Here is a 20,260-nt window from a genome sequence, read left to right on the forward strand (position 1 = left end):
CGGGAATCGGTGGCGTTAGCCAAGAGTTTGAATTTGTTAGGCTTTTGTTTTTGGTGAGATGCGCGGTGTTTAGCATCACGCGATCCCTGTAGGAGCGACCTTGTGTCGCGATGGGGCGCGTAGCGGCCCCAGGATTTCAGCCCTGCCGCACATATTGCCGGGGCTGCTTTGCAGCCCATCGCGACACAAGGCCGCTCCTACACTGACCGCATTGGCCGGTCAGATCCGAGGCTCAGCGCAAATCAGCCTCTGGCACCGTGGTCCGCTGCGCAATCGCCTCTGGCCGCCACTGCTTGCGCGCCACCGCCAGCACTTCAGCCGGTGTTGCCAGCAGTAACTCGGGGTCTGCTTCTTGCCCCAGCGCCCGCAACGCGCGCAGCAACAACGGCGTAGCATGCTCCGCCTGCAACGGCGGCGAGCGGTACGACTTGCCCAGCTTGTGCCCGTCCGGCTGCACGATCAGCGGAATATGCAGGTAGCGCGGCTGCGAAAAGCCCAGCAGCTCTTGCAGGTACAGCTGGCGCGGGGTGTTGTCGAGCAGGTCGGCGCCACGCACGATATCGGTAACACCCTGCCAGGCATCGTCCAGCACCACCGCCAGCTGGTAGGCATACAGCCCGTCACGGCGCTGGATGACAAAGTCGCCCACCTCACGCCCCAGGTGCTGCTGGTACTCACCCTGTACCCGGTCGGTAAAACGGTAGATCAGCTCGGGCACGCGCAAGCGGATTGCCGCGCCTTCACGGGCATGCCCGGCGTTGCGGCACAGGCCCGGGTAAATCCCGTTGTAACCCTCCAGTTGCTTGCGCGAACACGTACAGGCATAAGCCAGGCCCATGTTGAACAGGCGGTCGACCACTGCCGCGTACGCGTCGTGGCGCTGGCTCTGGAACACGACCTCGCCATCCCATTCCAGGCCGTAACGTTCAAGGGTTTGCAGGATGGCATCGCGGGCGCCGGGCATTTCGCGGGGTGGGTCGGTGTCTTCCATGCGCAGCAGCCAGCGGCCATTGACGGCGCGGGCATCGAGCCAGGAGGCGAGGGCGGCGACCAGCGAGCCGAAGTGCAGGAAGCCGCTGGGGGTGGGGGCGAAACGCCCGATGTAGCTGGAGTCGGTCATGGTCTGGCTGGGCATATAAATGAAACGGGGCGCATCGAGCGCCCCGTTCAGGTGGAAGAAAGATCAGCCTTTGCCGACCGTTTTTTCCTTTTTCTCGGCGATTTCCTTGCAGTCGAAGCACAGGTCCGCGGTCGGACGGGCTTCCAGGCGGCGCAGGCCGATTTCGATACCGCACGACTCACACCAGCCGTATTCGTCGGCCTTGATCTTGTCGAGGGTCTTGTCGATTTTCTTGATCAGCTTGCGCTCGCGGTCGCGGTTGCGCAGCTCCAAGGCGAATTCTTCTTCCTGGCTGGCGCGGTCGGCCGGGTCGGGGAAGTTGGCTGCTTCGTCCTTCATGTGGTCCACAGTGCGGTCCACACTGGTCATCAGCTCTTGCTTCCAGGCGCCGAGAAGCTTGGTGAAGTGCTTTTTCATGGGCTCGCCCATGTACTCTTCACCCTTGGTTTCTACGTATGGCTCGACACCGTACATGGTCTGGGCTTTTTGCTTTTCTACGGTGGACATGAATAGACCGCCTCTCACTCATCTGATCCAATGCGCAGGCTGCTCCATCTCCGGCACCCGCCGGCCCTGCGACTGCGAGCCGCCGAACTTACCAGATAGATCGGGGGTGCGCTACCCCGCCTGTTACTGGCAATTGACAGCGGCCTGAGCCGTACGTTCGGTGGCGTGCAGAGGTAGAATCTCCAGTTTAGACCCAATTGAGAGAAGGTCATGGCCCACCCCTACAGTGCGCGCAGTCGCGCCATCGAACCCTTCCATGTCATGGCACTGCTGGCCCGGGCCAACGAGCTGCAGGCGGCCGGGCATGACGTGATCCACCTGGAAATCGGTGAGCCGGACTTCACCACGGCCGCGCCCATCGTCGCAGCCGGCCAGGCGGCACTGGCCGCTGGGCACACCCGCTACACCGCTGCGCGCGGGCTGCCACAACTGCGCGAAGCCATCGCCGGCTTTTATGGCCAGCGGTATGGGCTGAGTATCGACCCGGAGCGCATCCTCATTACCCCGGGTGGCTCTGGCGCATTGCTGTTGGCCAGCAGCCTGTTGGTTGACCCGGGCAAGCACTGGCTGCTGGCCGACCCGGGCTACCCGTGCAACCGCCACTTCCTGCGCCTGGTCGAGGGTGGCGCGCAGTTGGTGCCGGTAGGGCCGGACGTGAATTACCAACTGACAGCCGACCTGGTCGACCGTTATTGGGACAAGGACACGGTGGGCGCTCTGGTCGCTTCGCCGGCCAACCCGACCGGCACCGTGCTGGGGCGTGACGAGCTGGCCAGCCTTGCCAGGGCCACCCATGAGCGTCACGGTCACCTGGTGGTGGACGAGATCTACCATGGCCTCACCTATGGCATGGACGCGCCAAGCGTGCTGGAAGTCGACGACTCGGCGTTCGTCCTGAATAGTTTTTCCAAGTATTTCGGCATGACCGGTTGGCGCCTCGGCTGGCTGGTGGCGCCGCCTGGTGCAGTGGCCGATCTGGAAAAGCTGGCGCAGAACCTGTACATCAGCGCACCCAGCATGGCGCAGCATGCCGCTTTGGCGTGCTTCCAGCCGGAAACCCTGGCCATTTTCGAAGAACGCCGCGCCGAATTCGCCCGCCGTCGCGACTATCTGTTGCCAGCCCTGCGCGAACTGGGCTTCCGCATTGCCGTCGAGCCACAGGGCGCGTTCTACCTGTATGCCGACATCAGTGCCTTTGGCGGTGATGCGTTCGCCTTCTGTCGGCACTTCCTGGAAACCGAGCACCTGGCCTTCACGCCGGGCCTGGACTTCGGCCGCCACCTGGCCGGCCACCATGTGCGCTTTGCCTACACCCAGAGCCTGCCACGCCTGGAGGAGGCGGTGCAGCGCATTGCCCGTGGCCTGCGGAGCTGGCAAGGCTGATGCTTTTCTCTCCTTCACTTGAACAGGGTCGCCTGCTGCGCCGCTACAAGCGCTTTCTGGCCGATATCGAACTGGCCAATGGTGAACAGCTGACCATTCACTGCCCGAACACCGGCTCCATGCTCAACTGCATGCGTGAAGGTGGGCAGGTGTGGTTCAGCCGCTCCAACGACCCCAAGCGCAAGCTGCCGGGTACCTGGGAAATCAGCGAAACGCCGCAGGGGCGGCTGGCCTGTGTGAATACCGGGCGGGCCAATGCGCTGGTCGAGGAGGCGCTGAGGGCTGGCGTGATTGCCGAGCTGGCCGGTTTCACGGCGCTCAAGCGCGAAGTGGCTTACGGCGAGGAAGGCAGCCGGATAGACTTTCGCCTGGAGTTTGACGGCGCGCCCGTGTATGTCGAGGTCAAGAGCGTAACCTTGGGCTACCCCGACAGCACGGTCGCAGCGTTCCCGGATGCGGTGACCCAGCGCGGTGCCAAGCACCTGCGCGAGTTGGCCACGCTGGCCCGGCAGGGCGTACGGGCGGTACAACTGTACTGCGTGAACCTGACCGATATCGATGCCGTGCGCCCGGCCGAGGAAATCGACGGTGCCTACGCTCAGGCCCTGCGTGCCGCGGTGGCCGACGGAGTGGAGGTGCTGGCCTACGGTACCCGCCTGGACGCTGAAGGCATCGTCATCGACCGCCGCTTGCCAGTGCTGCTCAACCCTTGAACCAGATGCCCTGGCTGTCTTCGTGGCAGCCTATGGGCTGAAGTTGCTCTCCTTCACAGGGGCCGGCCACACATTCGCCGCTTTCTATCAGGAACAGCGCACCGTGGTGGGCACAGTGGATGAGGCTGGCGCTGTCATCCAGAAACGCATCTTCCGCCCAGTTCAGCGGGATCCCCCGATGCGGGCAGCGATTGCGGTACAGGTACACCTGGCCCTGGCGGCGCACGCCGAACAGTTCGACGCCGTCTACGCTGAAGGCGCGGCTTTGGCCTTCGGCCAGGCCGTGGGAGGTACAAAGGAAGTGCATGGCAAGGACGACTCGTGAAACAGATGATGGCTTGACGTGCCAATGCGAATAATTATCAAATTGCCCGCATTCGCTGCGCCTGGCTACCTATGGTGCGCAGTTCTGCCGCCCGCCACAAGGCGTGTGGTCCGCCTTCAGAAGGAACCCGATGATGCGCCGTCCCGTCGCCTTGCTCGCGCTGTGCGCAAGCCTTGTGCTCTCTACCCAGGCCCTGGCGGCCGAGCTGCCGCAACGCTGGGTCAGCGCCGGAGGTGCACTGAGTGAGTGGATAACTGCGCTGGGCGGTGAAGCGCGGCTGGTGGGGGTTGATACCACCAGCCAGCACCCGGCATCGTTGAAATCACTGCCCAGTGTGGGTTACCAGCGGCAACTGTCGGCGGAAGGCATCCTTAGCTTGCGCCCGGATGTGCTGGTGGGCACCGAAGAAATGGGCCCGCCACCGGTGCTGGCGCAAATCCGCAAGGCGGGTGTGCAGGTGGAGTTGTTTTCCAGCAAGGCCGAGCTGTCGGCGCTGGATGAAAACCTCAAGCACCTGGGCCAGTTGCTTGGCGCCGAGCAGCAAGCGTCGGCGTTGGCGGCCAGTTACCACCAGCAGCTTGAGGGTTTGCAGGCCAAGGTCAAGCAGGCCCAGGCAGGGCACAAGGCGCCGGGCGTGCTGCTACTCGTCGGGCATGCCGGCGCCAAGCCGCTGATTGCCGGGCAGGGCACTGCGGGTGACTGGCTGTTGGGCCAGGCGGGTGGGCGTAACCTGGCAGCGCATCAGGGTTACAAGAATTTCTCCAATGAAGCACTGGCCGCGCTGGACCCGGATGTGATCGTGTTCTCCGACCGGGCGCTGGCCGATGAGCAGGCCTTGCAGGCGCTGCTGAAAGAAAACCCCGCGCTGGCGGCGTCCCGTGCCGTGCGTGAGAAGCGCCTTGTATCGCTTGACCCAACATTGCTGGTCGGCGGTCTTGGGCCACGCCTGCCGGCTACCTTGCAGTCGCTGGCTGCCAACTTCTACCCGGCGGCCAAGGCCAGCTTTGCACAATGAAGCAGCGGGTACAGCCACGTACGTTGTTCATTTGCCTGAGCCTGTTGTGCCTGTTGGCGGTCTGGCTGTCGTTGGCTTTGGGGCCGGTCAGCCTGCCGCTGTTCGACACCCTGCGTGCCGGCCTGCGCCTGCTGGGGCTGCCGATTGCGGCTGACGGCCTGCAACAGGCCGAGATGATCCTGGGCCAGATCCGTCTGCCGCGTACCCTGTTGGGGTTGGCGGTGGGCGCGGTGCTGGCGCTGTCCGGTGTGGCCATGCAGAGCCTGTTCCGTAACCCGCTGGCCGACCCAGGGCTGGTGGGGGTGGCCGCCGGGGCTGCGATGGGGGCTGCGGTCGCCATTGTCGGCGGTGCCTGGTTTGGCGGCATGCCGGAGGCCTTCGCGCCCTATTTGCTGTCCTTTTGCGCGTTTGTCGGGGGGCTTGGGGTAACCGCGCTGGTTTACCGCCTGGGGCGGCGCGATGGGCAGACCAACGTGGCCACGATGCTGCTGGCCGGTGTGGCCATGACCGCGCTGGGCGGCGCGGCGGTGGGGCTGTTCTCTTACCTGGCCGACGACGCTACCCTGCGCACCCTGACGTTCTGGAACCTCGGCAGTCTGAACGGTGCCAGCTACGAGCGGCTGTGGCCGTTGCTGCTGGTGGCCGCGGGTGTGGCGGTGTGGTTGCCACGCCGGGCCAAGGCGCTGAATGCGCTGTTGTTGGGTGAGTCGGAGGCACGCCACCTGGGCGTTGATGTCGAGCGGCTCAAGCGTGAGCTGGTGTTCTGCACGGCGCTGGGGGTGGGGGCAGCGGTGGCTGCCGCCGGGCTGATCGGTTTCATCGGCCTGGTGGTACCACACCTGGTGCGCTTGCTGGCCGGGCCTGATCACCGGGTGGTGCTGCCGGCTTCGTTGCTGGCGGGCGGCGTGCTGATGCTGTTCGCCGACCTGGCCGCGCGGCTGCTGCTGGCGCCTGCCGAGTTGCCGATCGGTATCGTCACGGCCTTTATCGGTGCGCCGTTCTTCCTGTTCTTGCTGATAAGAGGGCGCAGCTGATGTTGCAAGTGGAAGGGCTGCACCTGCGGCGGGGCAGCAACGAGGTGCTGCACGACATTCACCTGCAACTGAGCCCGGGGCAGGTTGTGGGTGTGCTAGGCCCCAACGGTGCCGGCAAAAGCAGCCTGTTGGGGGTGTTGTGTGGCGAACTGGCGCCGGACCGTGGGCAGGTAACGCTACAGGGACGGCCATTGGCTGACTGGGGTGGGCAGGAGCGTGCCAGGCGCCTGGCGGTGCTGCCGCAGGTGTCCAGCCTGGGCTTCTCGTTCCGGGTCGAAGAGGTTGTGAGCATGGGGCGTATGCCGCATGGCACTGGGCAGCGGCGCGATGCAGAAATTGTCGAGGCGGCCTTGCAGGCTGCAGATGCCTGGCATCTGGTGGATCGCAGTTACCTGGCCTTATCGGGAGGTGAGCGGCAGCGAGTGCACCTGGCCCGCGTGCTGGCGCAGTTGTGGCCGGGCGAAGAGGGCACCACGCTGCTGCTCGACGAGCCGACCTCGATGCTCGACCCGCTGCACCAGCACACAACGCTGGAGTCTGTACGCCGCTTCGCCGACCGCGGCGCCGCAGTGCTGGTGATCCTGCACGACTTGAACCTGGCGGCGCGTTACTGTGACCGTATCCTGTTGCTGGAACAGGGGCGCTGCCATGCCTTTGCCACGCCCGAGGCGGTGTTGACACCCGCAGCGTTGAAAGCGGTATACGGTATTGACGTGCTGGTGCAGGCGCACCCGGAGCGTGGGCACCCACTGATCATCACCCGCTAGGAGGCATTGCCGATGCGTCATCTGCTGCTGTCTGGTCTCATGCTATGCCTGATGCTGTCACTGGGTGGCTGCCAGGCCAGCTTGCCGCCATTACCCGACTGGCAGAGCAGTGAAGGGCGCACGCATGCCGAGTTGGGGCACATCATCGACCTTGCCAGTGGTCAGGTGATCAGTCCTGAGCAGCTGGTGCAGCACTTGGCGGAGGCTCCCCGAGTAATGGTGGGCGAGAAGCACGACAACCCCGATCATCATGCGCTGCAGCTTTGGCTGCTACGCGCTTTGCACGCTCGGCGCGCGCAAGGCAGCCTCTTGCTGGAAATGCTGCAGCCCGAGCAGCAACCGCTGGTCGACAAGGTGCAGGCGCATGCTGTGCCGGCAGACTTGCCCAAGGCCCTGGCGTGGCAAGAGGGTTGGGACTGGACGTTGTACGGGCCGATCGTGCGTGAGGCCTTGCAGCAGCGCGTGCCGCTGCTGGCGGCCAACCTGTCGCCTGGCGAGATGCGCCAGGCTTATCGGCAGCCCGCTTCGTTAAAGGGTGATAAGTCCAATGCGCCTACGGTAAAGGCTGCGTTGCTGGAGCAAGTGCGCGCTGGGCACTGCGGGATGCTGCCTGAAAGCCAGTTGCCAGCGATGCTGGCTGTGCAGCAACAGCGCGACCGGCGCATGGCCGAGCGCTTGCTGGCGGCACCGCAGCCGGCGTTGCTGTTCGCAGGGGCCTACCACGCGCGCAAGGACTTGGGCGTGCCGTTGCATCTGGCTGATCTGGGCGCATCGGGGGAGAGCAAGGTACTGCTGCTTACCGAGGTGGGCGAGCAGGTTGAGCCAGGCGAGGCGGATTACGTGTGGTACACGGCGGCGATGCCGGAGCAGGACTATTGCGCGCAGTTTCGTCAGTAATGTGAGCGGTGACCGGGTCACGCCAGGCGACACAAAACCTACAGGCAAAAAAAGACCCGGCAAATTGCCGGGTCAATAACCGTGATTAGCCTGATGAGGAGATAATCTGAGAGTCCGAACCAGGGGCTCTTAGCTTATCCAACCAGTCTCGCGACCAGTTGTGATAATCATAACAATTCTCATTTAGCCGTCAATCCCCTTTTCACGATTATTTTGGATTTTTTTGCGAAGGGTTCTTCGCGTCGAGTTGTTGGTTGAGGGCTTCTTTGCGTTCGAGCGGCAAATCGTTCCAGTGCATGTCCAGCAGGGCGCCTTCAATGGCATACAACAGCACCTTTGATGCGCGAAACCCTCGTGTCTTCACGGCCTGGTATGCACCCACCGCGCCCAGGCGGCGCAGATCCGATGCACTGTGGATGCCGGCTGCGTGCAGCCACTGCGCAGAGGTCTTGCCAAGGTTCTTCAGATGCTGCAATTCATCGTTCATCGAGCCTCCTTGCGATGGCTGAACGGGTCTGGGGGATAAATCGCGAGCAGGTCAGAGAGGAGTGTAGCGGGGGTTGGGAAATGCGCGGCCTTTTGCCATCGGGGGTGACGAGATGTGCTGTACCGGGCTCCACGGGCAAGCCCGCGAAGGGGCCGGTACAGGAAAGTGCTGAGCTTAGAGCCCAGGCAAGCGCTGGCGAATCTGCTCGATCACCTGGTCCATGCTGCCGGCGGTCTGGGTATCGACCTGGGTGCTTTGCACAAGCTCCTGCGCATCCAGCGGCTCACGGCTGGCCTGTTGGGCCTTGACCACTTCCAGCGTGGCATCCGACGGGTCGCTGTTCTGCGCCTGGCGCTGCTCCAGCCAGCTGGCGATGACCGCATCCGGGGCGTGGCAGTCGAGAATCAGGAATGGCACACCGGTCTGGCTGGCAACGTCGGCCGCAGCCTGGCGCTGCCCACGCTTGAGGTAGGTGGCATCCAGTACCACCGGGAAACCGGCACGCAGCACGGTTGCCGCCACTTCGTGCAGGCGCTGGTAGGTCGCTACATTGGCGTCCTGGCCATAGATACCGGTGCTCAGCTGGCCAGCGTCGGCGTGCTGTTGTTCGCCGAACAGGCGCTTGCGCTCGACATCAGAGCGCACGCGAATGGCGCCCAAGGCCTCCACCAGGCGCATTGCTACATGGCTCTTGCCCACTGCCGAAACGCCGTGGGTGATGGCCAGGAGACGCGAAGGAATGGCGCTGTAGCTTTCTGCCAGGTTGGCGTAGTTGCGGTAGGTGCGCAGGGTGGTGGCCCGTTGCACGCCATCGGCATTGGCCGGCATGCTGAACAGCGCGACCTTGGCCCGTACCAGGGCGCGATAGGCTTTGTAGAAGTTGAGCACTTCCAGGCCTTCATAATCGCCTGTCAGCTCCAGGTACTGGCTGATGAAGCGTCGTGCCAGGCACTTGAGGCCGCGATCTTCCAGGTCCATGGCAAGGAAGCCGGTGTCGGCCCAGACATCGGTCTTGCGGAACGGTTCGTTGAACTCGATGCAGTCGAAGATCACCACCTGGCCATTGATCAGGGTGGCGTTGCCCAGATGGATGTCGCCATGGCACTCGCGGGTGAAACCATTGGCCTTGCGCGAAGCGAACAGGCCTTGCAGCCGCTCGAAACTGCTCCGTGCCCAAGCCTGCAGGTTGTCCAGTTGCTGAAGGTCCGCCTTCTCGGTGAGGAATGGGCGGATCTGCTCGAAGTTCTGCTCGACCGGAGCCATGACGCTTTCAGGCGATCCGAAAGGCTGCTCGGCAGGTACCTTGGGGGTCTGCAGGTGGAACTCGGCGATTTGCCGGGCCATCTGGTCGATGTGCGCGGCATTCAGTTCGCCGTTGGCCTGCAGGGTGCTGAGCATCTGCCCCTGGGGGAACTGGCGCATCTTCAGCGCGTATTCGATGGCCTCGCCTTCGCCACCGATCTGCGGCGCATCGACGCTGCCGGTGACCGGCAGTACTTCCAGGTACAGGCCGTCGGTCATGCGCTGGTTCAGGCGCAACTCTTCGTTACAGAAATGCTGGCGCTGGTCCAGGCTGGTGAAGTCGAGGAAGCCGAAGTTCATAGGCTTCTTGATCTTGTAGGCGTACTCGCCGGTGAGCAGCACCCAGGAGATATGCGTCTCGATGAGCTGGAACCCATCCACAGGGTGAGGGTACAGGGCTGGGTTCTGCAACGCAGTGATAAGGGCTTGGCTCACGGGAAATCCATCCGGGGCAGGGAATTCGAATGCGCCATTATGGTCAATGGTGCCGTCCCTGCCTACCGCCGGGCCGTCTGCCCAGCCTTTATAAAGTGCGTATAATCCGCCGCCATGACCCGAACCCGAAATCCCCGTACCCCTCCGAAACGCCCGACTGGCCGCTCCCGCGCCTGGCTGGGCTGGGCTTTGAAGCTCAGCCTGGTAGGCCTGGTGATCGTTGCCGGCTTCGCGGTTTACCTCGATGCCGTTGTGCAGGAGAAGTTCTCCGGCAAGCGCTGGACCATCCCGGCCAAGGTGTATGCCCGGCCACTGGAGTTGTTCACCGGCCAGAAACTGAGCAAGAACGACTTCCTCACCGAACTCGATGCGCTCGGCTACCGCCGTGAGAGCGCGGCCAACGGCCCGGGTGCCGCGGCGATCAACGGTAATACCGTCGACCTCAATACCCGTGGCTTCCAGTTCTACGAGGGCATGGAGCCGGCGCAGTTCGTTCGCGTGCGCTTCTCGGGCGATTACGTGGCGGGCCTTTCCGGTGCCAACGGCAAGGCACTGGATGTGGTGCGCCTGGAGCCGCTGATGATTGGCGGTATCTACCCGAAAAACCTCGAAGACCGCATCCTGATCAAGATCGACCAGGTGCCCAAGTACCTGCTCGAAACCCTGGTGGCGACCGAAGACCGCGACTTCTACAGCCACTTTGGCGTGTCGCCCAAGTCCATCGCCCGGGCCATGTGGGTCAATACCTCCTCCGGCTCCATGCGCCAGGGTGGCAGTACCCTGACCCAGCAATTGGTGAAAAACTTCTACCTCAGCAGCGAGCGCAGCCTCAGCCGCAAGCTGACCGAGGCGATGATGGCGGTGCTGCTGGAGCTGCACTACGACAAGCGCGAAATCCTGGAGGCTTACCTCAACGAGGTGTTCGTCGGTCAGGACGGCCAGCGTGCCGTGCATGGCTTCGGCCTCGCCAGCCAGTTCTTCTTCAGCCAGCCGCTGTCGGAGCTGAAACTGCACCAGATCGCCTTGCTGGTGGGTATGGTCAAAGGCCCGTCCTACTACAACCCGCGGCGTTACCCTGACCGCGCACTGGCCCGCCGCAACCTGGTGCTGGACCTTGTGGCCGAGCAAGGCGTGGCCAGCCAGGCAGAAGTCGATGCAGCGAAGAAGATGCCGCTGGGCGTGACCAAGCGTGGCAGCCTGGCTGACAGCTCGTTCCCGGCCTTCCTCGACCTGGTCAAGCGCCAGTTGCGCCAGGACTACCGCGACGAAGACTTGACCGAGGAAGGGCTGCGTATCTTCACCAGCTTCGACCCGATCCTGCAGATGAAGGCCGAAACCTCGATGAGTGAGACCTTCAAGCGCCTGGCGGGGCGCAAGGGTGCTGACGAGGTGGAGTCGGCAATGGTCGTGACCAATCCGGAAACCGGTGAAGTCCAAGCCCTGATCGGCAGCCGCCAGGCAGGCTTCGCCGGTTTCAACCGGGCCATCGACGCTGTGCGCCCGATCGGCTCGCTGGTCAAGCCGTCGGTGTACCTGACGGCGCTGGAACAGCCGAGCAAGTACACCCTGACCAGCTGGGTGCAGGACGAGCCATTCTCGGTCAAAGGTGCCGACGGCCAGGTCTGGCGCCCGCAAAACTATGACCGCCGCCCGCACGGGACCATCTACCTGTATCAGGGGTTGGCCAACTCGTACAACTTGTCGACTGCCAAGCTCGGTCTGGAAGTGGGCGTGCCCAGCGTGATCAAGACCATCGGCCGTCTGGGGGTGAATGTCGACTGGCCAGCCTTCCCGGCCATGCTGCTGGGGGCCGGCGGCATGTCGCCGATGCAGGTTGCGACCATGTACCAGACCATCGCCAACGGCGGTTTCAACACACCGATGCGCGGTATCCGCAGCGTGCTCACTGCCGAAGGCGAGCCGCTCAAGCGCTACCCGTTCCAGATCCAGCAAACCTTCGACCCAGGCGCCATCTATCTGGTGCAGAACGCCATGCAGCGGGTGATGCGTGAAGGTACCGGCCGATCGGTGTACAACACCCTGCCGCGCTCGCTGACCCTGGCGGGCAAGACCGGTACCAGTAACGACTCGCGCGACAGCTGGTTCTCCGGCTTCAGCCAGGACCTGCTGGCCGTGGTGTGGATGGGGCGTGACGATAACGGCAAAACGCCATTTACCGGTGCCACCGGTGCCCTGCAGGTCTGGACCAGCTTCATGAAGAAGGCCGACCCGCTGCCGCTGGACATGCCGCAGCCGGACAACGTGGTGCAGGCCTGGATCGACCCGTACACGGGTCATGGGTCTGATGCCAGCTGTCCGGGAGCGGTGCAGATGCCGTATATTCGCGGCAGTGAGCCGCCCGCCGGCGCGACCTGTGGCGGCGAGCAGGACCCAGTCGAATCGGTCATGGACTGGGTCAAGGGCTGGATGAACTAAGCACAGGCTGCATTGATGAGGTGTGACGTGAACAAGTGGCTGTTTCCTGCCGTGACGGCGCTGGCAGTGCTCCAGGGGTGCTCCAGCGTCCCGCGCGGCAATATTCCGGTGGTCGATTCGAGCACCCGCGTGTCCAACAGCGAACGCGTGACAGCCAACCGCTCGGCGGGTGGCTATAACACGGGCACCGCCCAGGCGCAGACGCTACCCGAGGATTCTGGCGTCACCGTGATGATCCCGCAGGGCGCTGGCGCCTCGGGCATCCAGACGTTCCCGGCGGCCAATGGTGCGGCGCCCATCAGCACCTCGCCGATCACGCCTGGCCCGATTACCCCGGGGCCGGTAAGTTCGGCGCCAATGACCACCAACCCAAACCCGATCGCCGACGAACCGTTCGACATCGCCGCGATGAACAGCACCCCGCAAAGCACCAGCGCGCCAACCGGCATTCCGCGCAGCAGCGCTGCTGGCGGCCTGTCGGCAGACGAGCAACTGGACGGCCCGGTACTGGCATTGCTGACTACCGCCAAGACCCAGCAGGGCAGTGGCGACTTCAACGGCGCCGCGTCCAGCCTGGAGCGTGCCCAACGCATTGCCCCGCGCGAGCCGCAGGTGTTGTACCGCCTCGCCCAGGTGCGCCTGTCGCAGGGTGATGCGGCTCAGGCCGAGCAGCTGGCGCGCCGCGCGCTCACTTACGCCAACGGCCGCCCAAGCCTGCAGGCCGAGCTGTGGAACACCATCGCCCAGGCCCGTGAAAAGCAGGGTGACAGCGCGGGTGCCGCACTGGCCCGGCAAAAAGCGCGGGTCAATTCGTGATGATCGAGCAACGCATTCTGGACATTGCCGACCACCTGTTGCTGATCGAGCGAGAGCTGCAGGTGCAAGGCTGGTGGGATGACGAACCGCCAAGCGACGAGGCATTGGCCAGTACCGTGCCGTTCGCCGTCGATACCCTCAGTTTCGAGCAATGGCTGCAATGGATCTTCCTGCCGCGCATGAAGATCATCATCGAGCTGGGCCACCCGCTGCCCAACGCGTCGAGCATTCTCGTCATGGCCGAAACCGTGTTTACCGACCGCCCGGAGCAAAGTCGTGAGCTTCGCCGCCTGTTGGCAGCTTTTGACCAATTGATCGCTCCTTCCGCCTGATTTCTTCAGTTTTTCCTTCAAGGGCCGCAGATTGTGGCCCTTTTTTTTGGAAATCTTATTAATTCTGCTGCTGAAGCGATTTTTAGTGGTGGCAGGAATTCATCTTGGGGAAAAATTGGCAATAATTTTTCTTGACTTGTTGGCGCCGAATCACAAGAATCCAACTTCCGCTGTAGAGGGACTGCCAGAAGCAGACCCGCTAAGCAGATCATGAGGTGCACACCCGCGCCGACCTGTTACACCCCGCAACGCGTTACCTCGCGCTGGGTGGGAAAACCCCGCAACACTCTGGGGCGCTCCCAATACTTGCTCAGTCAGTGCTGACGTTCGCTCATGCTCTGCTTGGCAGTAAACCTATTAAGACCCGTCCAGTGAGGGCGGTATTCTGGCGTTTTAGAGGTGAACAACGTGGAGCTTTTATCTGGCGCTGAGATGGTCGTCCGCTTCTTGCGTGACGAAGGCGTTAAGCACATCTACGGGTACCCTGGTGGTGCTCTCCTGCATGTTTACGACGCACTGTTCAAAGAACCGGAAGTGGAACACATCCTGGTTCGTCACGAGCAGGCGGCAACCCATATGGCGGACGGCTACGCCCGCGCCACCGGCAAGGCCGGTGTGGTGCTGGTAACCTCCGGCCCGGGCGCGACCAATGCCATTACCGGCATTGCCACTGCCTACATGGACTCCATTCCGATGGTCATCCTGTCCGGCCAGGTGCCTAGCACCATGGTGGGTACCGATGCCTTCCAGGAAACCGACATGATCGGTATCTCGCGGCCGATCGTGAAGCACAGCTTCATGATCAAGAACCCGACCGAGATCCCGGAAGTTCTGAAAAAAGCGTTCTACCTGGCGCAATCCGGTCGTCCAGGTCCAGTCGTGGTCGACATTCCAAAAGACATGACCAACCCGGCTGAGAAGTTCGAATACGTCTACCCGAAAAAGGTCAAGCTGCGCTCCTACAGCCCGGCGGTCCGTGGCCACTCCGGCCAGATCCGCAAGGCTGCCGAAATGCTGCTGGCGGCCAAGCGCCCGATCGTCTACTCCGGTGGTGGCGTGATCCTCGGCGGTGGCTCCGAAGCCCTGACCGAAATCGCCAAGTCATTGAACCTGCCGGTCACCAATACCCTGATGGGCCTCGGTGGCTTCCCGGGTACCGACCGCCAGTTCCTCGGCATGCTCGGCATGCACGGCAGCTACACCGCCAACATGGCCATGCACAATGCCGACGTGATCCTTGCCGTGGGCGCGCGTTTTGACGACCGCGTTGTAAACGGCCCGGCCAAGTTCTGCCCGAACGCCAAGATCATCCACATCGACATCGACCCGGCGTCGATCTCCAAGATGATCAAGGCCGACGTGCCAATCGTAGGGCCGGTCGACAGCGTGCTCAGCGAAATGCTCGGCATCCTCAAGGAAATCGGCGAGCAGCCTGACAAGGTTGCGCTGGATGCCTGGTGGAAGCAGATCGACGAATGGCGTGGCAATGGCGAACTGTTCCCTTACGACAAGGGCGACGGCAACGTCATCAAGCCGCAGAAAGTCATCGAGACCCTGTGCGAAGTGACCCATGGCGATGCCTTCGTCACCTCCGACGTGGGCCAGCACCAGATGTTCGCGGCGCAGTACTACCGCTTCAACAAGCCGAACCGCTGGATCAACTCCGGTGGCCTGGGCACCATGGGCTTCGGCTTCCCGGCGGCGATGGGCGTCAAGCTCAACTTCCCGGACCAGGACGTAGCCTGCGTGACCGGCGAAGGCAGCATCCAGATGAACATCCAGGAGCTGTCCACCTGCATGCAGTACGGCCTGCCGGTGAAGATCGTCAACCTGAACAACGGTGTGTTGGGCATGGTTCGCCAGTGGCAGGACATGGCCTACAACGGTCGTCACTCGCACTCGTACGTCGAATCGCTGCCTGACTTCATCAAGCTGGCCGAGGCCTATGGCCATGTGGGTATCCGCATCACCAGCCTGAAGGACCTCAAGCCGAAGCTGGAAGAAGCGTTTGCGATGAAGGACCGCCTGGTGTTCATCGACATCGCGGTTGACCGCAGTGAGCACGTCTATCCGATGCAGATCAAGGATGGCTCGATGCGTGACATGTGGCTGAGCAAGACGGAGCGTACCTGATATGCGGCACATCATTTCCCTGCTGCTGGAAAACGAACCCGGTGCTCTGTCCCGCGTGGTCGGCCTGTTCTCCCAGCGCAACTACAACATTGAAAGCCTGACCGTGGCGCCGACCGAAGACCCGACCCTGTCGCGTCTGACGCTGACCACCGTTGGCCATGACGAAGTGATCGAGCAGATCACCAAGAACCTGAACAAGCTGGTCGAAGTGGTCAAGCTTGTCGACCTGTCGGAAAGCGCTCACATCGAGCGTGAACTGATGCTGGTCAAGGTCAAGGCCACCGGTGCCCAGCGCGCCGAGATCAAGCGCACCACGGATATCTTCCGTGGCCAGATCGTCGACGTGACCGCCAGCGTGTACACCGTACAGCTGAGCGGTACCAGCGACAAACTGGACAGCTTCATCCAGGCAATCGGCACTGCATCGATTCTCGAAACCGTGCGCAGCGGCGTTACCGGCATTGCCCGTGGCGACAAAGTGCTCAGCATCTAAATTCAAAAATTAGCGATGGCTCCGCAGGGGCCGAGATATAACCAGGGGTATTTTCATGAAAGTTTTCTACGATAAAGACTGCGACCTTTCCATCATCCAGGGCAAGAAAGTCGCCATCATCGGTTACGGCTCCCAGGGCCACGCTCAGGCGTGCAACCTGAAGGACTCCGGTGTAGACGTTACCGTCGGTCTGCGTAAAGGTTCGGCTACCGTTGCCAAGGCTGAAGCCCACGGCCTGAAAGTTGCTGACGTTGCTACCGCTGTCGCTGCGGCTGACCTGGTGATGATCCTGACCCCGGACGAGTTCCAGGGCGCGCTGTACAAGAACGAGATCGAGCCGAACATCAAGAAGGGCGCTACCCTGGCCTTCTCCCACGGCTTCTCGATCCACTACAACCAGGTTGTTCCGCGTGCCGACCTCGACGTGATCATGATCGCGCCGAAGGCCCCGGGCCACACCGTTCGCTCCGAGTTCGTCAAAGGCGGCGGCATCCCTGACCTGATCGCTATCTACCAGGACGCCTCGGGTAACGCCAAGAACGTCGCCCTGTCCTACGCTTCGGGCGTTGGCGGTGGCCGCACCGGCATCATCGAAACCACCTTCAAGGACGAGACCGAAACCGACCTGTTCGGTGAGCAGGCTGTTCTGTGCGGCGGTACCGTCGAGCTGGTCAAAGCCGGTTTCGAAACCCTGGTCGAAGCTGGCTACGCGCCAGAAATGGCCTACTTCGAGTGCTTGCACGAGCTGAAGCTGATCGTTGACCTCATGTACGAAGGCGGCATCGCCAACATGAACTACTCGATCTCCAACAACGCCGAATACGGTGAGTACGTCACTGGCCCGGAAGTCATCAACGAAGAATCCCGCAAGGCCATGCGCAACGCCCTGAAGCGCATCCAGGACGGCGAATACGCGAAGATGTTCATCTCCGAAGGTGCTACCAACTACCCATCGATGACCGCCAAGCGCCGCAACAACGCCGCTCACGGCATCGAAATCATCGGCGAGCAACTGCGTTCGATGATGCCGTGGATCTCGGCTAACAAAATCGTCGACAAGACCAAGAACTAAGTCTTATCGAAAGATTAAAAACGCGGCTTCGGCCGCGTTTTTTCGTTCTGGCAGTCCGCTTCTGGTATAAAGCAGACCAGTGGCCTGCCGTCAGAACCTGTTTCGCAGGCCCGTGTCGAACATTTTCCATCCTGTTGCAAGGTACCCTCCATGAGCGAACGTCCCGAAGAGCCGAACAAGCCCTCCGACGCCGAAAGCCTGCTACCTGTCGATGAGCACGTTGAAGAAGGGCATGACGCCGAAGGGCGCAAGGTGCGCCACCGCGGCATCTACCTGCTGCCCAACCTGTTTACCACCGCCAACCTGTTTGCCGGTTTCTATTCCATCATCAGCTCGATGAGTGCGCAGAGCGCCCTGAGTGCCGGTGACCCGCGTGAGGCGAGCAAGTACTTCGCCTTTGCCGCCATCGCCATCTTCGTGGCCATGGTGCTCGACGGCCTGGATGGCCGCGTTGCGCGCATGACCAATACCCAGAGTGCCTTCGGCGCCGAGTACGACTCGCTGTCGGACATGGTTGCCTTCGGCGTGGCCCCGGCCTTGCTGGCCTTCGGCTGGGCGCTGGGTGACATGGGCAAGGTCGGCTGGATGGTCGCCTTCATCTATGTGGCCGGTGCAGCACTGCGCCTGGCACGCTTCAATACCCAGGTCGGCACCGCCGACAAACGCTACTTCATTGGCCTGGCCAGCCCGGCTGCGGCGGGCGTGGTGGCGGGTACCGTGTGGGCGTTCAGCGACTACGGTATCCAGGGCTCCAAGCTGTCGTTCCTGGTGGCGCTGTTGGTAGCGGCTGCCGGCATGCTGATGGTCAGTAACATCAAGTACAACAGCTTCAAGGAACTGGACCTCAAAGGGCGCGTACCGTTCGTGGCCATTCTGGCGGTGGTGCTGGTGTTTGCCGTGGTGTTCAGCGACCCACCGCGCATCCTGCTGCTGATCTTCCTCGCCTATGCTGCATCGGGGCCGATCCAGTTCCTGTTGAAGGCGCGTCGGCGCAAAGCGTAAAAAACGCTTAATGCTGGAATAACCCTCCGGCTCCATAGTCTTACTGGTACATCCGTTATCCAGTGCTGTGGAGCCGCCCATGCTCATCAAGCTTCCCAGGTCTTCCGAGTGCAAGGTGTCGGAGATCACCCCCGAAGGCATCTACCTTTCCCGTCGCACCCTGCTGGGTGGCTCGTTGGCCGGCCTGGCGCTGGGTGCATTGCCGCGCATGGGGCTGGCGGCAGAGCCCAGTCGATATGCCGATGTCGAGGCGGGCAAGGCGCCAGGCTGGTTCAGTGACAAGCTTTCTTCTGCCCACTGGCAGGCTGTGACGGTGCAGGGGGAGGCGATCACGCCCTTCAAGGATGCCACCCACTACAACAACTTCTATGAATTCGGCCCCGACAAGGGCGACCCGGCGGCAAATGGCGACAGCCTGCAGACCGAGCCGTGGTCGGTTGTAGTGGATGGTGAGGTAGGTAAGCCAGGCCGCTATGCGCTGGAAGACTTCGTTAAACCCTATCAGCTTGAAGAGCGCATCTACCGGTTGCGTTGCGTCGAAGCCTGGTCGATGGTCATTCCCTGGCTGGGCATTCCCTTGGCGCAGGTGCTCAAGCAGGTCGAGCCGACTTCGAAGGCGCGCTACGTGCGCTTCGAGACATTGAAAGACCCGCAGCATATGCCGGGGCAGCGCTCCGGGTTCGCCCTGATCGACTGGCCTTATAGAGAGGGGTTGCGACTGGATGAGGCTATGCACCCGCTGGCGATCCTCGCGGTGGGCATGTATGGGCGGGTGTTGCCCAACCAGAATGGTGCGCCGTTGCGGTTGGTGGTGCCCTGGAAGTATGGCTTCAAGAGTATCAAGTCGATCGTGCGCATCAGCCTGGTGGCTGAACAGCCCGGCACCACTTGGCAAGGGTTGGCGCCGGATGAGTATGGCTTTTATGCCAACGTGAACCCGACGGTCGACCACCCGCGCTGGACCCAGGCGCGTGAGCGGCGGTTGCCCAGCGGGTTGTTCAGCCCCAATGTGCGCGAAACACAAATGTTCAATGGCTACGCTGATGAAGTGGCCTCACTGTACAGCGGGCTAGATCTGCGGAAGAACTATTGATGCGCTATCCCTGGTTTCGCCTGGCCATCTTCGTTGTGGGGTGTCTGTTCCCGGCGTGGTGGTTGTATGAGGCGGCGATGAATCTGCTGGGGCCGGACCCCGGCAAGATCATGATGGATCGTCTTGGGCTCGGGGCGCTCACTTTCCTGCTGGTGACCTTGAGCATGACGCCGCTACAGAAGCTGACAGGCTGGGCGGGCTGGGTCGTGGTGCGTCGGCAGCTGGGGCTGTGGGTGTTTGCTTACATCGTGCTGCACATCCTGGCCTACCTGTTCTTTATTCTGGGGCTGGATTGGGGGCAACTGGCGGTGGAGCTGCGTAAGCGGCCTTACATTATTGTGGGGGCGCTGGGGTTCCTCGGCTTGCTGGCCTTGGCGGTGACCTCGAATCGCTATAGCCAGAGGCGGTTGGGGGCCAGGTGGAAGAAGTTGCACCGGTTGGTGTACGTGATTCTTGGCTTGGGGTTGCTGCACTTTTTGTGGATCGTGCGCTCGGACCTCAGGGAGTGGGCGATCTATGCAGGGGTTGGCGCTTTACTGATGCTGCTGCGTATTCCGGCTATTACGCGGGCTCTGCCCAGGTTCGCCCGTGGGCGGGGTAGGGCAGTTTGAAACATTTCTGAAATTAAGGGTTGACGCGCTTTCGAATCCCCTTATAATGCGCCCCACTTCCAGCGACATCGGAACGAAAAACTCCTTGATATTCAACGAGTTAACTAGTTAAGGTGAAGTTGAAAGGGCTACGATCGAATGATCGCAAGCGGTTGAAATGGTGGTTGACAGCGGTTTTAAACGCTGTATGATTCGCCTCCCGCTACGAGAGATCGCAGCGAGCCAAGTGTTTGAAGCTAAACGAGTTTCTCGCAAAAAACTTCAAAATAAACGCTTGACAGGCTCTG

The 20,260-nt window shown here is 62.2% G+C and carries 20 protein-coding genes; 15 read left to right on the forward strand and 5 right to left on the reverse strand.

Translation table 11 applies throughout. The annotated features are described in order from the left end of the window. Nucleotides 1–232 precede the first annotated feature (232 nt). Both gluQRS and dksA read right to left on the reverse strand, forming a co-directional pair. On the reverse strand, nucleotides 233–1,120 hold the full coding sequence (gene gluQRS, locus N436_RS26970) for a tRNA glutamyl-Q(34) synthetase GluQRS (protein WP_177410905.1): 888 nt from the start codon (nucleotides 1,118–1,120) through the stop codon (nucleotides 233–235). A gap of 63 nt (nucleotides 1,121–1,183) precedes the next feature. Beyond that, nucleotides 1,184–1,627: an RNA polymerase-binding protein DksA gene (gene dksA / locus N436_RS26975; RefSeq protein ID WP_012274224.1), complete on the reverse strand. Its 444-nt coding sequence runs from the start codon at nucleotides 1,625–1,627 to the stop codon at nucleotides 1,184–1,186. 210 nt (nucleotides 1,628–1,837) lie between these two features. Between dksA and N436_RS26980 the strand changes: the two genes are divergently transcribed. Then, nucleotides 1,838–3,010 carry a pyridoxal phosphate-dependent aminotransferase gene (locus N436_RS26980; protein ID WP_060498426.1) on the forward strand — a complete coding sequence of 391 codons (1,173 nt, stop codon included), beginning with the start codon at nucleotides 1,838–1,840 and terminating at the stop codon, nucleotides 3,008–3,010. Further along, entirely contained in the window at nucleotides 3,010–3,723 is a 714-nt protein-coding gene (sfsA, locus tag N436_RS26985; RefSeq protein ID WP_110742392.1) for a DNA/RNA nuclease SfsA, read from the forward strand. The genes N436_RS26980 and sfsA overlap by 1 nt, the downstream gene beginning before the upstream one ends. Here the strand turns inward: sfsA and N436_RS26990 are convergent. Beyond that, entirely contained in the window at nucleotides 3,713–4,030 is a 318-nt protein-coding gene (locus tag N436_RS26990; protein ID WP_105948676.1) for a Rieske (2Fe-2S) protein, read from the reverse strand. The two genes, sfsA and N436_RS26990, sit on opposite strands and share 11 nt — an antisense overlap. Nucleotides 4,031–4,178: 148 nt before the next feature. Between N436_RS26990 and N436_RS26995 the strand changes: the two genes are divergently transcribed. Genes N436_RS26995 through N436_RS27010 form a run of 4 tightly spaced genes read left to right on the forward strand, consistent with a single transcriptional unit; the run spans nucleotide 4,179 to nucleotide 7,761 of the window. Continuing rightward, nucleotides 4,179–5,063: a hemin ABC transporter substrate-binding protein gene (locus N436_RS26995; protein ID WP_110742393.1), complete on the forward strand. Its 885-nt coding sequence runs from the start codon at nucleotides 4,179–4,181 to the stop codon at nucleotides 5,061–5,063. Between the two features lie 50 nt (nucleotides 5,064–5,113). Then, nucleotides 5,114–6,097 carry an iron ABC transporter permease gene (locus N436_RS27000; RefSeq protein ID WP_177410906.1) on the forward strand — a complete coding sequence of 328 codons (984 nt, stop codon included), beginning with the start codon at nucleotides 5,114–5,116 and terminating at the stop codon, nucleotides 6,095–6,097. Further along, the gene (locus N436_RS27005; RefSeq protein WP_028699679.1) at nucleotides 6,097–6,864 is read left to right on the forward strand and encodes a heme ABC transporter ATP-binding protein; all 768 of its coding nucleotides are present in this window, start codon (nucleotides 6,097–6,099) and stop codon (nucleotides 6,862–6,864) included. The genes N436_RS27000 and N436_RS27005 overlap by 1 nt, the downstream gene beginning before the upstream one ends. 12 nt (nucleotides 6,865–6,876) lie before the next feature. After that, a complete protein-coding gene (locus N436_RS27010; RefSeq protein ID WP_105948674.1) occupies nucleotides 6,877–7,761 on the forward strand; it encodes a ChaN family lipoprotein in 885 nt (294 codons plus the stop codon). 208 nt (nucleotides 7,762–7,969) lie between these two features. Here N436_RS27010 and N436_RS27015 read toward each other — a convergent pair whose 3' ends face one another. Then, nucleotides 7,970–8,248 (reverse strand): TfoX/Sxy family protein, encoded by a 279-nt coding sequence (locus N436_RS27015; RefSeq protein WP_060498420.1) that lies wholly within the window; start codon nucleotides 8,246–8,248, stop codon nucleotides 7,970–7,972. Between the two features lie 174 nt (nucleotides 8,249–8,422). Continuing rightward, nucleotides 8,423–9,985 (reverse strand): bifunctional aminoglycoside phosphotransferase/ATP-binding protein, encoded by a 1,563-nt coding sequence (locus N436_RS27020; protein ID WP_105948673.1) that lies wholly within the window; start codon nucleotides 9,983–9,985, stop codon nucleotides 8,423–8,425. Nucleotides 9,986–10,099: 114 nt separating this feature from the next. Between N436_RS27020 and mrcB the strand changes: the two genes are divergently transcribed. The 9 genes from mrcB to msrQ all read left to right on the forward strand — a co-directional run bounded on the left by mrcB (nucleotide 10,100) and on the right by msrQ (nucleotide 19,973). Further along, entirely contained in the window at nucleotides 10,100–12,421 is a 2,322-nt protein-coding gene (gene mrcB / locus N436_RS27025; protein ID WP_110742395.1) for a penicillin-binding protein 1B, read from the forward strand. 15 nt (nucleotides 12,422–12,436) lie between these two features. Further along, entirely contained in the window at nucleotides 12,437–13,237 is an 801-nt protein-coding gene (locus N436_RS27030; protein ID WP_105948671.1) for a M48 family metallopeptidase, read from the forward strand. Beyond that, nucleotides 13,237–13,569, forward strand: coding sequence for a YqcC family protein (locus N436_RS27035; protein WP_019099850.1), 333 nt, complete (start codon nucleotides 13,237–13,239; stop codon nucleotides 13,567–13,569). The genes N436_RS27030 and N436_RS27035 overlap by 1 nt, the downstream gene beginning before the upstream one ends. Nucleotides 13,570–13,977: 408 nt before the next feature. Then, entirely contained in the window at nucleotides 13,978–15,702 is a 1,725-nt protein-coding gene (locus tag N436_RS27040) for an acetolactate synthase 3 large subunit (RefSeq protein ID WP_060498430.1), read from the forward strand. A 1-nt stretch (nucleotide 15,703) separates the two neighbouring features. After that, nucleotides 15,704–16,195 (forward strand): acetolactate synthase small subunit, encoded by a 492-nt coding sequence (ilvN, locus tag N436_RS27045; protein ID WP_003250040.1) that lies wholly within the window; start codon nucleotides 15,704–15,706, stop codon nucleotides 16,193–16,195. A gap of 55 nt (nucleotides 16,196–16,250) precedes the next feature. Continuing rightward, nucleotides 16,251–17,267: a ketol-acid reductoisomerase gene (ilvC, locus tag N436_RS27050; RefSeq protein ID WP_003250043.1), complete on the forward strand. Its 1,017-nt coding sequence runs from the start codon at nucleotides 16,251–16,253 to the stop codon at nucleotides 17,265–17,267. Between the two features lie 150 nt (nucleotides 17,268–17,417). After that, on the forward strand, nucleotides 17,418–18,269 hold the full coding sequence (pssA, locus tag N436_RS27055; protein ID WP_003250045.1) for a CDP-diacylglycerol--serine O-phosphatidyltransferase: 852 nt from the start codon (nucleotides 17,418–17,420) through the stop codon (nucleotides 18,267–18,269). 79 nt (nucleotides 18,270–18,348) lie between these two features. Further along, nucleotides 18,349–19,362, forward strand: coding sequence for a protein-methionine-sulfoxide reductase catalytic subunit MsrP (gene msrP / locus N436_RS27060; RefSeq protein ID WP_110742396.1), 1,014 nt, complete (start codon nucleotides 18,349–18,351; stop codon nucleotides 19,360–19,362). Beyond that, nucleotides 19,362–19,973 (forward strand): protein-methionine-sulfoxide reductase heme-binding subunit MsrQ, encoded by a 612-nt coding sequence (gene msrQ / locus N436_RS27065; protein WP_110742397.1) that lies wholly within the window; start codon nucleotides 19,362–19,364, stop codon nucleotides 19,971–19,973. Before msrP ends, msrQ begins: the two co-directional genes overlap by 1 nt. Nucleotides 19,974–20,260 lie beyond the last annotated feature (287 nt).

The sequence above is a fragment of the Pseudomonas sp. RV120224-01b genome, assembly GCF_003208145.1.
Classification (GTDB): domain Bacteria; phylum Pseudomonadota; class Gammaproteobacteria; order Pseudomonadales; family Pseudomonadaceae; genus Aquipseudomonas; species Aquipseudomonas monteilii.

Coding starts and splice junctions, on each gene's coding strand:
- gluQRS (WP_177410905.1), bottom strand. CDS start 1,120: ATGACCGACTCCAGCTACATCGGGCGTTTCGCCCCCACCCCCAGCGGC.
- dksA (WP_012274224.1), bottom strand. CDS start 1,627: ATGTCCACCGTAGAAAAGCAAAAAGCCCAGACCATGTACGGTGTCGAG.
- N436_RS26980 (WP_060498426.1), top strand. CDS start 1,838: ATGGCCCACCCCTACAGTGCGCGCAGTCGCGCCATCGAACCCTTCCAT.
- sfsA (WP_110742392.1), top strand. CDS start 3,010: ATGCTTTTCTCTCCTTCACTTGAACAGGGTCGCCTGCTGCGCCGCTAC.
- N436_RS26990 (WP_105948676.1), bottom strand. CDS start 4,030: ATGCACTTCCTTTGTACCTCCCACGGCCTGGCCGAAGGCCAAAGCCGC.
- N436_RS26995 (WP_110742393.1), top strand. CDS start 4,179: ATGATGCGCCGTCCCGTCGCCTTGCTCGCGCTGTGCGCAAGCCTTGTG.
- N436_RS27005 (WP_028699679.1), top strand. CDS start 6,097: ATGTTGCAAGTGGAAGGGCTGCACCTGCGGCGGGGCAGCAACGAGGTG.
- N436_RS27010 (WP_105948674.1), top strand. CDS start 6,877: ATGCGTCATCTGCTGCTGTCTGGTCTCATGCTATGCCTGATGCTGTCA.
- N436_RS27015 (WP_060498420.1), bottom strand. CDS start 8,248: ATGAACGATGAATTGCAGCATCTGAAGAACCTTGGCAAGACCTCTGCG.
- mrcB (WP_110742395.1), top strand. CDS start 10,100: ATGACCCGAACCCGAAATCCCCGTACCCCTCCGAAACGCCCGACTGGC.
- N436_RS27030 (WP_105948671.1), top strand. CDS start 12,437: ATGAGGTGTGACGTGAACAAGTGGCTGTTTCCTGCCGTGACGGCGCTG.
- N436_RS27035 (WP_019099850.1), top strand. CDS start 13,237: ATGATCGAGCAACGCATTCTGGACATTGCCGACCACCTGTTGCTGATC.
- ilvN (WP_003250040.1), top strand. CDS start 15,704: ATGCGGCACATCATTTCCCTGCTGCTGGAAAACGAACCCGGTGCTCTG.
- ilvC (WP_003250043.1), top strand. CDS start 16,251: ATGAAAGTTTTCTACGATAAAGACTGCGACCTTTCCATCATCCAGGGC.
- pssA (WP_003250045.1), top strand. CDS start 17,418: ATGAGCGAACGTCCCGAAGAGCCGAACAAGCCCTCCGACGCCGAAAGC.
- msrP (WP_110742396.1), top strand. CDS start 18,349: ATGCTCATCAAGCTTCCCAGGTCTTCCGAGTGCAAGGTGTCGGAGATC.
- msrQ (WP_110742397.1), top strand. CDS start 19,362: ATGCGCTATCCCTGGTTTCGCCTGGCCATCTTCGTTGTGGGGTGTCTG.